Annotated in this window: 9 protein-coding genes; 3 read left to right on the plus strand and 6 right to left on the minus strand. The window is 38.0% G+C overall.

What is annotated here, in order from left to right; all coding sequences use genetic code 11:
* Positions 1-103 precede the first annotated feature (103 nt).
* On the plus strand, positions 104-976 hold the full coding sequence (locus tag V7147_RS18500) for a LysR family transcriptional regulator (protein ID WP_335369308.1): 873 nt from the start codon (positions 104-106) through the stop codon (positions 974-976).
* A 151-nt stretch (positions 977-1,127) separates the two neighbouring features.
* Here the strand turns inward: V7147_RS18500 and V7147_RS18505 are convergent, their stop codons facing one another.
* From V7147_RS18505 to V7147_RS18525, 5 genes are all read right to left on the minus strand, one after another.
* Positions 1,128-5,573: a hypothetical protein gene (locus V7147_RS18505; RefSeq protein ID WP_335369309.1), complete on the minus strand. Its 4,446-nt coding sequence runs from the start codon at positions 5,571-5,573 to the stop codon at positions 1,128-1,130.
* Complete coding sequence (locus V7147_RS18510; protein ID WP_335369310.1) at positions 5,551-6,297, minus strand: DUF6063 family protein; 747 nt, start codon at positions 6,295-6,297, stop codon at positions 5,551-5,553. Before V7147_RS18510 ends, V7147_RS18505 begins: the two co-directional genes overlap by 23 nt.
* Positions 6,298-7,809 carry a hypothetical protein gene (locus V7147_RS18515; RefSeq protein WP_335369311.1) on the minus strand — a complete coding sequence of 504 codons (1,512 nt, stop codon included), beginning with the start codon at positions 7,807-7,809 and terminating at the stop codon, positions 6,298-6,300.
* On the minus strand, positions 7,800-8,873 hold the full coding sequence (locus tag V7147_RS18520) for a Wadjet anti-phage system protein JetD domain-containing protein (RefSeq protein ID WP_335369312.1): 1,074 nt from the start codon (positions 8,871-8,873) through the stop codon (positions 7,800-7,802). Before V7147_RS18520 ends, V7147_RS18515 begins: the two co-directional genes overlap by 10 nt.
* Positions 8,874-9,051: 178 nt before the next feature.
* Complete coding sequence (locus tag V7147_RS18525) at positions 9,052-11,262, minus strand: heavy metal translocating P-type ATPase (RefSeq protein ID WP_335369313.1); 2,211 nt, start codon at positions 11,260-11,262, stop codon at positions 9,052-9,054.
* Positions 11,263-11,504: 242 nt separating this feature from the next.
* Here V7147_RS18525 and V7147_RS18530 point away from each other — a divergent pair, with 242 nt between their 5' ends.
* Entirely contained in the window at positions 11,505-12,104 is a 600-nt protein-coding gene (locus V7147_RS18530) for a DeoR family transcriptional regulator (protein ID WP_335369314.1), read from the plus strand.
* Between the two features lie 33 nt (positions 12,105-12,137).
* Positions 12,138-12,905 (plus strand): FixH family protein, encoded by a 768-nt coding sequence (locus V7147_RS18535; RefSeq protein WP_335369315.1) that lies wholly within the window; start codon positions 12,138-12,140, stop codon positions 12,903-12,905.
* A gap of 59 nt (positions 12,906-12,964) precedes the next feature.
* On the opposite strand, the gene V7147_RS18540 is transcribed toward V7147_RS18535, so the two are convergent.
* The gene (locus V7147_RS18540) at positions 12,965-13,615 is read right to left on the minus strand and encodes a YdeI/OmpD-associated family protein (RefSeq protein ID WP_335369316.1); all 651 of its coding nucleotides are present in this window, start codon (positions 13,613-13,615) and stop codon (positions 12,965-12,967) included.
* Positions 13,616-13,772: the final 157 nt, after the last annotated feature.

The following is a 13,772-nucleotide window of genomic DNA, read 5'->3' on the forward strand; positions in this document are numbered from 1 at the left end:
TATCTCCCCTTTTTGATATCTTGTAAAATGAATAATAATGATTAATTACTATCATTTTTCGTGATATCATAATAGTAATCATTTCATCAGGGGAGGATTCACAGTGGAATTTAAAGACTTAGAAATATTCCAGTTGGTTGCGGAAAAGGGAACCATTACAGAGGCGGCAAAAGACTTAAAATACGTACAATCAAATATTACTTCACGAATTCGGAAGCTAGAAGTTGAAATGAACACACCATTGTTTAACCGACATCGACGAGGGATGAGCCTAACGCCTGAAGGAAAAAAACTATTAACCTATAGTCAAAAAATATTATCCTTAAAGGAGGAAATGAAACAGGCTGTTCAAACCAACCAGGAACCATCAGGAAAATTAGAAATTGGGACAGTCGAAACCGTCATTCATTTGCCTAAAATCCTATCAAGCTATGTAAAAAAATATAAAGATGTGGATTTATCTATATTTACAGGGGTAACAAACACATTAGTGGAGGATGTACTACATCATCGGCTGGATGGCGCCTTTATTACCGAAACAGACCCCCATCCTGACCTTGTGTCTTATGAAGTGTTTCAGGAAGAACTCATTCTCATTTCCGATAATCGTATTTCCACTCTTGAAGAGTTAACCGAAGAACCTATTTTATGTTTTAGCAAGGGCTGTGGATACCGGGCTCGCCTAGCGGAATGGTATAAAGACCAAAACCTAGCTCCAAAAAAAATCATGGAATTCGGTACATTAGAAACCATCTTGCGCAGTACGGTTATGGGACTTGGCATCGCCTTCGTTCCGAAGTCAGAGGTTAGCCAACTAAAAAGGAACGGACTCATTCAATTTCATAAGCTCCCAGAGCAATATAGTAAGATAAAAACAGTTTTCGTCAGAAGAGCGGATACTTTCTTAACACCAACCATTGAAAAATTCATCGAAACAATCGAGGGTCAGAGAGACAGTTCCAATCTACAAAAATAAATATTAAGAAAAAAGGGCCTTTCCCCCGCTGGCGGAGGATTGACCCTTTAATAGATTAGATTCTAGCTTATAAAAAAATGGGCCTTTCCCCGCAGTAGTGCTACACCACACCTAATAAGGAGTCTGGCACCAGAAGTGCCCTCTGTCCCACTTATTGATAAATCCTAAATGCTGGAACAATCGTATCCGAAACAATTTCTTTTCCTTTTTCACGAATGAAGTCTAATTTATAATAGGCGTCAAATCGTTGGCTGATTTCCGTCTTCACCAGTTCTGGCGGAGTAACGACGATGAACTGGAACTTTAGTTTTTCAGCAACGGCGAAGATTGGGTCTAGGACGTGTGCCGATGCCGCTTGTCCAAACGGATTATCACAGACCAACGGCACCCAGCTTTGGTCTGTTTCACTTTTCACAGATAATAACATCATCATCATCACCATTCTGGCTGACAATTTTTGTCCTCCGCTACCATCAGATTTCGTTCTAGAACCTTGATTAATAGTTTGCCAGGTTGAATAATGCTCCTTTTGTGGTTTCCCGTACATAAAGGCATTATCTGTTCGCATATTATAGACAAGAAGCTCGGGGAATCGATTTCGAAGTGAGACAAATAAAATTTGCTCATCACTTATAAGCTCCTTTATTTCTTGGTCTAACGCACGATTATTGTCATCGATAATATCAAATTTCTTTGTAATTTTGTTAATGGCTGCGACAAAGTGCTGCTTCAGAAGTGGCTCAATCTCGTCCGCCTTTTTAGGTAAAATGTCATCATTTAACTGGACGAGTGGAAAAGTTCCTCGTTCATTTTTTAGTTTCATTTTCGCGATCATCGAACGAATCGCCTCTGAAATGCTCATCACTTTCATGCTGGCACGGCTAGCCCAAAAGTTTTGGGCCTTTTCAGCACGTTCTTTGTCGCGTTCTAGTTGCTCTAATCCACTTTGCGAAAAACGTTTCATGTTTTTCACGATGCTTTGAATATGGGCATAATGCCTTGTATCCAAATGGTCGAGTGTTGTTAACACTTCGTTTTTAAAACGTATTTCCCAATCCTTTCCTTCAATAGTAAGCTTTAAGTTTCTTAAGGATTGGTCGATTTTTGCATGCTTTTCCTGCCCTTCTTCTTGAATGGCTTGATGTTCTTCACACCAGGATAAGATGCAGGTTTTTCCTTGAGTCCTGATTTTTTCCACATCTTGATCCGTGAAGACGGCCGCCTCTTCTTTTAGGATAACAGACAGAGTTAACAGATCTCCTTCATAACCCGCAATTAGCGTTTCTGTATCTTTTTGACGTTTCAGGGCCTTATTGATTTCCTCAATTGTCACTTTCGTTTGATCCTTGATTTCAATTTCCTTAACTTCTAAATCAAGATCTTCCCATTCTTCAGGCTGTTTATCATACTTTTTGACCTTTTTTCCTGCTTTGACACGTTGCTCTTTGGCGTGCTTTAAGGATGTTTCTGCTACTGTTACAGCAGTCCCTTGTTCCCGCTCTGTTTTTTCCGCTGTCCTTGCATCCTTTTGGGCAGTTTGCATCATATTTTCCAATATACTTAATGGTTCATCCGGTTCTGGAGCGTGTTTCCATTCCTCATTCTGGCTATTTAGTTTTTTCTCCAGTTTCATTTGCTGCTTTTGTTCGGCTTCTCTGGTCGCTTGAATAACGAGTAATTCATGAGCCTGTTCTTCTTTTGATTTCTGGAGTTGTTTAAGCTCTTCTATATTACCTTTTAGATCTTCTAGCAAATGTGGTGATAAGCGTGGTACCTCTTCGCATTCATCCGCTTTCTCATCAGCTGGAAACACCGCTTCACTAATAAAGGTGGCGATCTCTTTAATCGTTTGTTCGGTTGTAAGCTTCCATTCTACATATGTTTGGTTCCACTTGGTTTGTAGCTGGGCGATCTGTTGTTGCTTGTCACCTAGCTCTTGCTGCTCAAGATTTAAGGCTTCCTTTTGTTTTTCTTTCTCTATTTTCACCCGTTTATTTTCTTGATAGAGAGATTTTTCATTTTCAAACTCCTCTAATACTTCCACATCTTTTCTAAGCTTTTCAATCTTTCCAGTTGTCCTTTCTAGCTGTTCCTTTAGCTGAAGCTGGAGTTCTTTTTCCTTTGCTTCTTTTGTGATGACTTCCTGTAAGTTTGTTTTCTTAGTTAGTAGAGCATTTTGTTCTTGCTGGAGCGCTTTTTCTATATCACTCGAAAGCTCCCCTGATAAAAATCGATCGATTTCTTGTAAAATGCGACGTAGTGATCCTTCTGTCTTTTCCATTTCACCAAGGGTGTCTTTCTTGTCTTCAATTTGTTTGGCGATTTGAATTTTCCATTTGGTAAACTGATTTTTATCTGTTAATAGCTCTTGCTCTGTCCCGTTAATGACTGCAAACGATAAGTGTTGTTTTTCGCTTTTCATCTCTTCACGTAGAAAAATTGGAACAGGGCTTTTAAACATTCTTCCTGAAAGGACCTGTGTATTAATTTTTTGCCATTGCTGGCCACTTACGACCAACCCATAAGGAAGGAGCGGATACGTTAGAGCAAAGCTTTCCATCTCCTCTTTCGTTAAGGATTGTAGATATTGAGTTCCGTAAAACACATCAATACCAGTCTTTTCATCAATCCATTCCTTTAATTCTTTCACATCTTTATTCGGAATCCAGAAGGGTTCATCATTTAATGAATGGTCGATTTGTGTTTCCCATAGTTCTTTTTTAATTTGTTCAGCTTGCTTTCGGTTCTCGTCAAGTAATCCTTCTATTTGAATGGCATATTTCGATAATAGCGAATGTGTAAATGGTGTCGTGATTTCATCTATTAATCCATAAAGCTTATCTACTAGTTTTGCTTCTTTATGGTCTTGTTCTTCTTTTGATGCCTTTAGTGCGTCACATTTTTCTTCAGAAAATGAAATCGATTGGACAAGCGTACCATGTGTAGTGGCAAGACGATTTTGTGTTTCATTCGATTCTTTCTCTTTTGCCTCCAAGTCTTCTAATCTAGCCTTTTTGTCTTCGATTTGTTTAGAAATGTGACCCAGCAAGCCCTGAAAGTCATACGTTAGACGGTCACCAAATTCTTGGATAAGCTCAGCTTCCTTAGACTCAAAGTTATGCATCTGTGTATAAAGGAAATCGATTTCCGTACTAAGCTTCGCTAATTCCTGTGTCTGTTTCTTATCCTGTCGAGAAAGTTCTTTTTCCTTTTTAGTTAAGAACTTTTGGTACCCGACATACTGTTTTACAGCTTCTTGGAGTGATTGATAGGAGGATTCCCATTGCTTTAGAGCTTCCTGTTTGATTTCTTCCATTCGTTGATTCACTTGCTCTAATCCACTGTTTTGTTCCAATTTCATGATTTGCTGTGACAGGGCACGAATGCTTTGTTCATTTTCACTCCACTCTTTTAATAAGAGCTGAAAAATCAGTTGTTCCTTTAGCTCCTGTTTCTCATTTACGATTTCCTGGAGGGAAGTGTGCTTCTCTTTTTCTACATCTAATTTCTCTTCCCAATCCATGACTTCTCTGTGAGCTTTGGCATACTCTAAATTATCCTTTTGAAAGCGCAACTCTTCTTGCCTAATGGTTAAGTTTTCGGTCTCTTTCGCTAATGTAAGCTGGGTTTCCTCTTCAGTTTGTTTTACATGCTCCAACGCACCAAGTAGTTGTCTACCTATCTTGATACTTTCACTAGCAATTTCTTTATGTTCGACTCCAATTGCAATGTGCTCTTCAAATGGGACAATGTCTTCTAAAAACTCTTTATGGGCTTGCTCTCTTTTTAAAAGAACAGGAAGATCCTTCGCAATACTAGCCTGGCTCTTAAAAATTTCCACTAGATCGTTTTTTTGATGCTCGGTACGATGCAAAACTTGACTTACAGTCGGAATAATTCTTTTCTGAAACAGGGAATGATCATCCTCAGCTCCCTCAAAGTATTTTCCAACCCCGCCTTCATCCTTATTGATTTCCTTCATAATATCCCAATCCTTACGGTTAATTCCGTATGTATCAAGGATGCGGTAATGCTTCTTCGTGTCCCGGTAGACGTCATATCCATTCCACATTAAATAATCCTTCAGGCTATCCGTTTCGGCTAGCTCATCATTTTCATAAAGTGGAATATGATCAAGGGCGGCTTCCTCTTTCCTGTCAAATTCCCTTGTATAAAAAGTAATATCAGGCAATATTTTCGCTTCTTGTTCCAGTGTTTTATTTTCATTACCACTTTCATCGTTCATTGAGATTCGCTGTTCGGCTGAGAACATTCCACCTGTAATCAAATGACGATGATCGGCACCGTCCAATTCCCATTGAATGGCGACATGAAAGGTATAAGGAATAAATTGCTCTTTATTATTAAAGAAGAATTGTTGATAATAACGATTGTTTTGTTTTCCCCACGAGGTTCCGGGCTTAAGTATTTGGAAAATCGTTTGCAGGAACACACCTTTTCCGCCGCCATTCATCATCGCAATCAAACCATTTGTTGAGGTCTCATCATTATGAAAATTGAAGGTGGTATCTTTATATTGTTTTTGCATGCCATCATATTTCAGGCCGGCAATTCTAATCGAAAAGATTTTCGGCATGCTCATCCTCCTCTGTTGTCATCAATTTCTTAAATACTTCATACCGATCGTAATCGTGATACAAGTATTCAATTCGCTCGAATATCTCACTCTTTGGAAACACCTTTGGTATATCATCACGATCCAGAATGACGATTAGCCCCTCTGTTTCTAATAAGCGCATGCTACTTGCAATTAACCCGATTCTTGTTCGACGATTTCCCTTTTTTAGCCCGTAATTCTCGGTGTCGACCTCCATGTACTTCCATGTGGTCACAACTTCCTTCATATCAATTCGTTCTTCTTCTCCGAATGCAGGCTTAGATTTTAGAATGCTCTCCCAATTCACGATTAGATCATTCACTTGCCGCTCTAATGCATAGAAGCTAATTCCTTCTCGTTTTGTACGAATTTTAGCAGCCTGGTTGCGGTCAATTGTTGCCAAAAATGACATAATCACAATACTAATCAAATGAAAGTGTTTTTTCGTTTCAATTTGCTTGTGCTTGTCTTTCATATGGGTGAAATTTGTTGCAAACACTGAACCGGTAGGCTGGACCACTAACTGAATGCGTTTCGGTGCTTCAATGATATAGGTACCAGATTCGTCTGCTAATAAGAGAACGGTCTGTCTTACTTCTGGCTCAAAATATGTTTGGAAGTGCTCACTGTTTTCATCAATAACCTTCTCTTTTAATAATTTAAAATAGACAGCGGACGCCTTTTTGACGATTTCTGCATCCATTTACTTCCCCTCCTCTACACAGATTTTAAATGGGGTAATTTTCATTTGATACCATTGGAAAGGCTCGGCATGATGATCAAACTTTGTATAGATCTTCAATCCTTCAAACACTTGAAATTGAGGATATTCCTTCATTAATTTATAAAGAAGAATTTCCCTCTCATCACTTAACGTTTCTTCCTTACGATAAAGCACTTGAACCTTTAGCGGTTTTTTATCAAACATCATCCATAAATCAATCGTTTCTGACTCTTCAAACCATAAATCCTGTACTTCAAGTGGCAGGTCCTTTAAATCAGTTAACGAAAACTCTCCATATGTTTGTAAATATTGAAACACGTAACTCCATGCCGAAATAACCGAATCCCAGTCAGTTACCCGCTTCGGAGTCACATTTTCTTCTTCCTCATCTTCAATTAATTCATCATCTGATTCAATTCCATCAAATTCTTGTTCTCCCCAAATCCAATCAAGGGGCAAAATAAATTCATTTTTCGGTGAAAATAATGGTGACAGTATCTGTTCAACGGTTGTAAAAGAAGTAACTCCTTCTTTCATTATCCAATCCTCATAAAAATGTTCGCGAAATGAAACCAAACTATTTTCCCAAAACAATGATGGGTTCTCTACCTTTAATTTCATCTCATATGAAATATTTTGGATCACAAGCTTGGCAAATCGATCATGTAACTGCCTCGTATGACCAATTTTTTCTTGAAGAAGAATCAATTCCTTTTGGATATAATCATCTTCATCATTGGTTCGTTTCGATTTTTCAATCATGCTCGTGATGGTCCGAAAGTGATTTTTTTCTTCTTCAAATTGCTTTTCAATCTCAACACGATTGTCAGCCCTTTGCCATTCCTCTTCAATCAATAAAATTTTTGGATTGTTGATCATTTCCTTTTGAAAGGAGAATTCGTTTGCCATTAAGCGGTTGACCCTTGATATGAGGTGATCGAGGTTGCGAGTAGCTTTTCTGAAGTTACCGTTTTTGATTAACTGAATACTATAGAGCTGTTCAATCGTGATCGAAAATTCCTCAGCCATTTCCCTGCTCATAAAAATCATTTCTTGAGCGACATCGGTCAATTTATATACAACCTGGCCACCCATCTCTAAATTCGTATATAATTCATCCATTGTGACATAGCGAAAGACTTGAGTCTCCCACGATTGCCTAATTTCATCGTAATATAGAGCTTCAAACGGTTGACTAAATTCTTCTTTTCCCTGGTACAAAAGTCCACTTGTAATCCGTTCTATTTGCTTGTCGTCTGCTAATAGTTTCATTTGTTTGATTGAATCATCAACCATATACTTAATATCTAATTTACGTCTGTTATCATCATCATTTAATTCTCGGTAAAAGATGGTGATTAGTACATGCATGAGAATCGTTTGGATATGAGGCTTTAACTCCCCCACTTCCATTCCCCTCCCAAGCTCAAACAGAGGATTTAACCGTTGCATGCGCTGGGCAAACCCTTCCCACGATTCGTTCACATCCATCTCCTCCATGTTTCGATTGTTAAGACTTCTTGCGGGATACGCATATTTTCCTGCCATAAATCCATAAGTATTGCTTGCTCGGGCTCCGTAAACCACTGAAAAAAGGAATCACGGTAGGTGATATTTTGTGCTTTTCCACGCTTTTGCGTATTCTTTTGATCCACACATTCAAGCATTTTGCGATAAATCTTTAAGGCGGGCTGAATACTGCAATCTGGGTATTTTTCAATCAGTCTAACCATAATACCGTATCCCGCAGCATCTAGATCTCCTGCGTAATAGAAAAGATAGTTTTTAGCCGGAAACATTCGGAAGAAAAAAGAAAAGCTCCGTTCAATCTTTGTCCCTTCCCCATAAATAATCAACTCAGGCTCATAATCTAATTTCTCTGCCTCCAATAACTGTATGGAGGTATGAAAGAATGATAGATTTTCGACAATCAGGACTCTCTGAATATCGTTCATTTCTACCCCTTGTTTCATCCAAAACACAAATGGTTCACCATAGTGCACCATTTTCAGCTGTTCTTCTGCTACTCCTATTCTAGTTAAAAAGCCACTTCCTTCAGGAAAGCTTTCACTATCTAGCAAGAATTTTTCATGGCCAAAGAGCTGAAGGCTTCTTTCTTCAACTGACACGATTTCCCGTTCCTGACTGGAGTGAAGAAAATGGTATAGCTTCTGGATTCGTGCCCATTCCTCTTTCGTCTGCCATTCCGGATGACGTTCATAAAAGGAAAAATCAAATGTATCACTTATCTTCATCATCTCAAGACGATCCCATTGATCCTCCTGAACCTTTATATTTACCCAAAAAAATAGTGGAAGTGCCGGTGACCTTCCGTTGTATTGTTTATTTTGAATTGGAGTCAATTGTTCTTCAGCTTGTAGGTTTTGAATCGCAGAATAAAATAGAGCATACCCGTCCATTTCAAAATAATCGTCGATTATCCTTCGCAACTGAAGCTCTAACTCATTTATATTAATCTTCTTTTTTTGTTTAGGGTGCTGAATATCTGTAATAAACCCTCTCACCCGTGTTTCAATAACATCGATTGGACTCACCTACTTCCATATTCGTAGATTCATAGGAATCTAATCCACTTTTAACTCTTTTTATTATAAACTAGTCGGGTGCTTAGCGGTAAATGAAATCTTTCTTACAATTATAAAGGTGCCATTCCCCAATACGGTAATAATTTACCTAATTGAGGAATGGCACCATAATTAGCCCTTTAATAGACTAGATTCTAGCTTTTTGTAATCTAAGAGAGTTAAGGACGACTGATACAGAACTAAATGCCATAACCGCACCTGCCAACCATGGAGCAAGTAAGCCAAACATCGCAAATGGGATGCAGATGATATTATAAAGAAATGCCCAAACAAAATTTTGCCTAATATTGGTCAACGTAGCTTTACTGATCTTAATTGCATCCACAATCTTTTTTAGATCACCTTTTATAACCGTAATATCCCCAGAATCAATGGCAATATCAGAGCCTGTCCCCATTGCAATTCCGACGTCAGCGACAGTTAAGGCTGGCGCGTCATTAATCCCGTCCCCAACCATCACAACTTGGTTTCCTTGTTTCTGCAGACTTTGGATAATTTCTGCCCTTTTCTGTGGTGTAATCGTGGCATGAACGTTTTCAATTCCCGTCTTTTTCGCAATCATCATCGCCGTTTCCTTATTGTCACCTGTTAGCATGACGACTTCCATCCCTAGCTGTTTCAAACGAGTAACCGCTGCTTTTGACGATTGTTTTACTTCATCAGCAACAGCAATAATCCCTTCAATTCGAGATTGAATCGATACGACCATTACCGTCTTTCCTTCTTGTTCTAGTCTAGTAATCTCTCTTTCTACTCTTCGTGGTATGTATAATCGATTCTTCTGAAAGTAACTTGGATTAGAGATGAACACTTTCTTACCGTGTACTGTTCCCACTACCCCATAACCTGGAATAGATTCAACTTGATTTGCATTTGTGAAACTTATACCCCTTTTCCTCGCTTTTTTCACAATTGCTTGTGCAACAGGATGCCCTGAACCGCCTTCAACCGAACCTACTATTTCAAAGAATTCACGCTTACTATAATACTCGACAAACACATCGGTTACTTCGGGCTCACCTTTAGTAATTGTTCCCGTTTTATCAAATACAATTACGTTGCTTTTTCCTAGTACCTCAAGGTATTTTCCCTCTTTAAAAAGAATACCTGCTTGTGCTGCTCGTCCACTCCCTACCATTACTGAAGTAGGAGTAGCCAATCCAAGCGCACATGGACATGCGATTATTAATACTGCAATCATTTTTTCCAAAGCCTCACTTAATTCCCCTGGTTGAATCCACATATGCCATAGAAAAAATGTAACGATAGAGATGAAAATAATAATTGGAACAAAAACCCCTGTCACTTTATCGGCTATATGTTGAATGGGTGCTTTAGAGCTTTGAGCTTCCTCTACAATCCGAATGATTTGAGACAATGTAGTTTCAGATTCCTGTTTTGTTACTCTTATCTTTAATGTTCCATTGTGATTAACCGTCCCAGCATACACATGATTTCCGATGCCTTTTTCAATTGGTATACTTTCCCCAGTTAACAATGACTCATCAATCATTGAATTCCCTTCGATAACTTGTCCATCAATTGGTACCTTTTCACCTGATTTCACAACAACCACATTCCCTGGTGAAATCTGATCAACTGGTGTTGGGTATTCCGTACCTTCTAAAAACAATGTGGCAGTTCTCGTTTGCAATTGGTAAAGCTTCTTGATGGCCTCTGTTGTTCTCATTTTCGTTTTGGCCTCTAGTAATTTTCCCAACAAGATGAATGTAATAATGAATGCACTTGTTTCATAAAACAAGATCATTGATTGTGGTTTTCCGAAACTACCCAAATGAGTGAAAGTTAAATAATGACTATAAAAGAAGGCTGCGGACGTACTTAACACCACTAACACATCCATATTAGCACTTCCACTTTTCAACGATTTCCAAGCCCTCTCGTAAAATTGGAACCCGATTATAAATTGAATTGGAATGGTAATCGTAAACTGGAATAACGGGTTGATAAAAATTTCCGGAACTTTAACAAACGAGGCCCACTTAAAATGGGAAAACATCGCCCACGCCAAAGGTATGGTAAGCAGTGCTGAAATAAAAAACTTCCACTTGAGAAGTGTAATTTCTCTACGCTTGTCCATTTCTGACTGAAGATTATTCTTCCGATCAATTTTCGCCTCAAAGCCAATTTTATTTATTCTATTAATAATTTCATCCAAGTTAGTTTGTTTTTTTGTAAATGTAACACGACCTTTTTCAGTCGCTAAATTCACATGTATTTCCTCTACTCCTTCTATCTTTGAGACTACTTTTTCAATTCTTGTCGCACACGCGGCACAATGCATTCCACTAATCTCTAAATGGTTTGTTTCTTTCATAACTGAGTTTTCACCACTTTCATTCTTCTCAAATTACTATATTCTATTAAATTTAGATTCCCTTTAGAACATAGATTTGATAGATTTTATGTTAAAGTTTGTGATTTATCACATTTTGTCACAATCTTTTCATACAATTGCAGTTTCTCTATATTTCAATTAAAACGATAGATGATAGAATAAATGTTGTAGATTGTTGTTTTTTATCAAAAAATTTCACAACTTAACAAAGAGGTGATCACATGCTGCCAATAGAAAGGCAGAGCCAAATTCGTAAGTTGATTCAAATAAAAAAGACATTAAAGATTAGTGAGCTAAGTGAACAATTTAACGTCTCTGAAATGACGATTTATCGTGATATTAAGCCTTTAGTTGAAGAAGGTTTTATCGCAAAAACCTTTGGTGGGATATCACTTGTTGAAAAAGAAAAACATGTGCTACGAAATCAAAGCCAATGTGTATACTGTCACAAACCAAGCCATTCAAAAATGGCGTATCGGTTAATCTTAGCTGATGACAAGATTGAAACGGCTTGCTGTGCTCACTGTGGACTCCTTCGACACCGCCAACTTGGTGAAGAAGTGTTACAGGCAATCTGCCATGATTTTTTTATGAGTACTACGATAAGCGCTCCTTTAACTTGGTTTGTTATGGACACCACCCTTAACGTCGGTTGTTGTCAACCACAAGTGCTCACGTTTGAAAACCGGGAGCATGCCGAAAAATTTGTTAAGGGCTTTGGTGGAGAAATCTATGGATTACAGGAAGCTATGGAAGTGATTCGTCAGAAAATGCAAGGACCTTCTGGTAGTTGCACTAAACATCATGATAGTAGGCAATAATGGAATATAACTTTTAAAACGGAGGAATGTAAATTGAAAAGAAAATTAGGAGTGTTACTTTTCATATTGATCATCGGCTTATTAGCTGCATGCGGTAACAATGATAAGAACGTAGGGAAAGAACAAATTGTAGAAGAACTAAAGCCACTTGGAGTTGATTTTATCGTACCTGAAAAAGCCGATGTGGGTGAGAAAATCCTACTCAAAGCGGTTGTTACATATGGGGACGAAAAAGTAAACGATGCTGATGAGATGAATTTTGAATACTGGGTAAGTGGTAATGATGAAGAAAAAACAACGGTCGAATCGACGAATAATGGCGATGGTTCTTACACCGCTGAAGTTACTTTTGACCATGATGCAGTTTATGAAATATATGCACACACAACCGCTAAGAGTATGCACACAATGCCAAAAAAATCAATTATAGTCGGTGATGGTGCTAGTGCCGCTCATGAAGAAGAACATCATGAACAATCAGAAGGTCATGACCATGGGCATAATGAAGGACTCAGTATGCATTTTATGAAACCAGAGAATATTAAAGCAAATCAGGAAATAGAATTAGCTGTACACCTACAGCTTGATAATGAACCCCTAACGAAGGCTAGAGTTCGATATGAAATTTATAAAGATGGTTCAGAAAAGCATGACTGGGTTAATACAGAAGAAGCTGCTTCAGGTGAATACAAAGCCTCTTATTCATTTACACAAGATGGAACTCACACAATTGTCATCCATGTTGAAAACAGCAACGGTCTACACGAGCATGAGGAACATTCGGTTGAAATAAGTAAATAACACGAACGGCAAAAGTCCTTGCAAACATTGATTTATCAATATTTGCGAGGACTTCATTTTTATTTCTTTTTTTGTCGATATAAATCAACTGTTTTATAGCCTTGAGACAAAATATCAATCATCTGTTCCTGACGTTTTTCACGTGTTTTTTGTTGTTTCGCAGAAAAAATATAACGTGCCCAATCTCTTTGATAACCAGGTGTTAACTGTTGAAAGAATGCAAGTTCACTTGGATAGTCAGATAAGATTTTCTCGACATCTCCTACATTTTCCTCATAATCGGCAACACACTGGCTTGCTGCTGAGGATTTTGTTGCTTTCTTCTGCTCACGCTTTAAACCAACAACTGTAAAAACATCATCCATGCTTACCATCCGAGAAAACTTCAAATCACTATCCTGCACATAACCATCTTCTCCCACATTCATAACTGGAAAGATTTCATCCCTATGAACAAAAGTAGGATATCTCTTATTCCCTTTCTTCGGATAAGCAAAAAATAAATACCCTTTCTCAATTAAGTGATTTTCATTAATAATACGCTGTGTATGCTGGACCATATCATCAATCGTTTCAACAAAAATGAAAATAGCATCATGTTCTCCAGTTAATGATGTTTTGTAATTAACAAATACACCATAATCACTCGGTTGATTAATAATGGCCATATTTGTATACTTTGTTAGATTTAATTTATCGATAATTGTCATGATTTACTCCTTACTATCTGATTATAAAAGACCTCATCTTTACTACTTTTTACTATAACCAGAATCGTATATATCGACAAGTGTCATACACCAAAAAAACACCTTCAATATGTGGGGTAGCCTCATTTGCAGGTGTTTTAAAGTTACTGCGTTTAAA

It is taken from the genome of Bacillus sp. JJ1521, from assembly GCF_036965165.1.
Taxonomy (GTDB): domain Bacteria; phylum Bacillota; class Bacilli; order Bacillales; family Bacillaceae_L; genus Ferdinandcohnia.

What these genes read in the sequence shown, in the direction of transcription:
- V7147_RS18505 (WP_335369309.1), bottom strand. Translation starts at nt 5,573, where the DNA reads ATGCCGAAAATCTTTTCGATTAGAATTGCCGGCCTGAAATATGATGGC.
- V7147_RS18510 (WP_335369310.1), bottom strand. Translation starts at nt 6,297, where the DNA reads ATGGATGCAGAAATCGTCAAAAAGGCGTCCGCTGTCTATTTTAAATTA.
- V7147_RS18515 (WP_335369311.1), bottom strand. Translation starts at nt 7,809, where the DNA reads ATGGATGTGAACGAATCGTGGGAAGGGTTTGCCCAGCGCATGCAACGG.
- V7147_RS18525 (WP_335369313.1), bottom strand. Translation starts at nt 11,262, where the DNA reads ATGAAAGAAACAAACCATTTAGAGATTAGTGGAATGCATTGTGCCGCG.
- V7147_RS18530 (WP_335369314.1), top strand. Translation starts at nt 11,505, where the DNA reads ATGCTGCCAATAGAAAGGCAGAGCCAAATTCGTAAGTTGATTCAAATA.
- V7147_RS18540 (WP_335369316.1), bottom strand. Translation starts at nt 13,615, where the DNA reads ATGACAATTATCGATAAATTAAATCTAACAAAGTATACAAATATGGCC.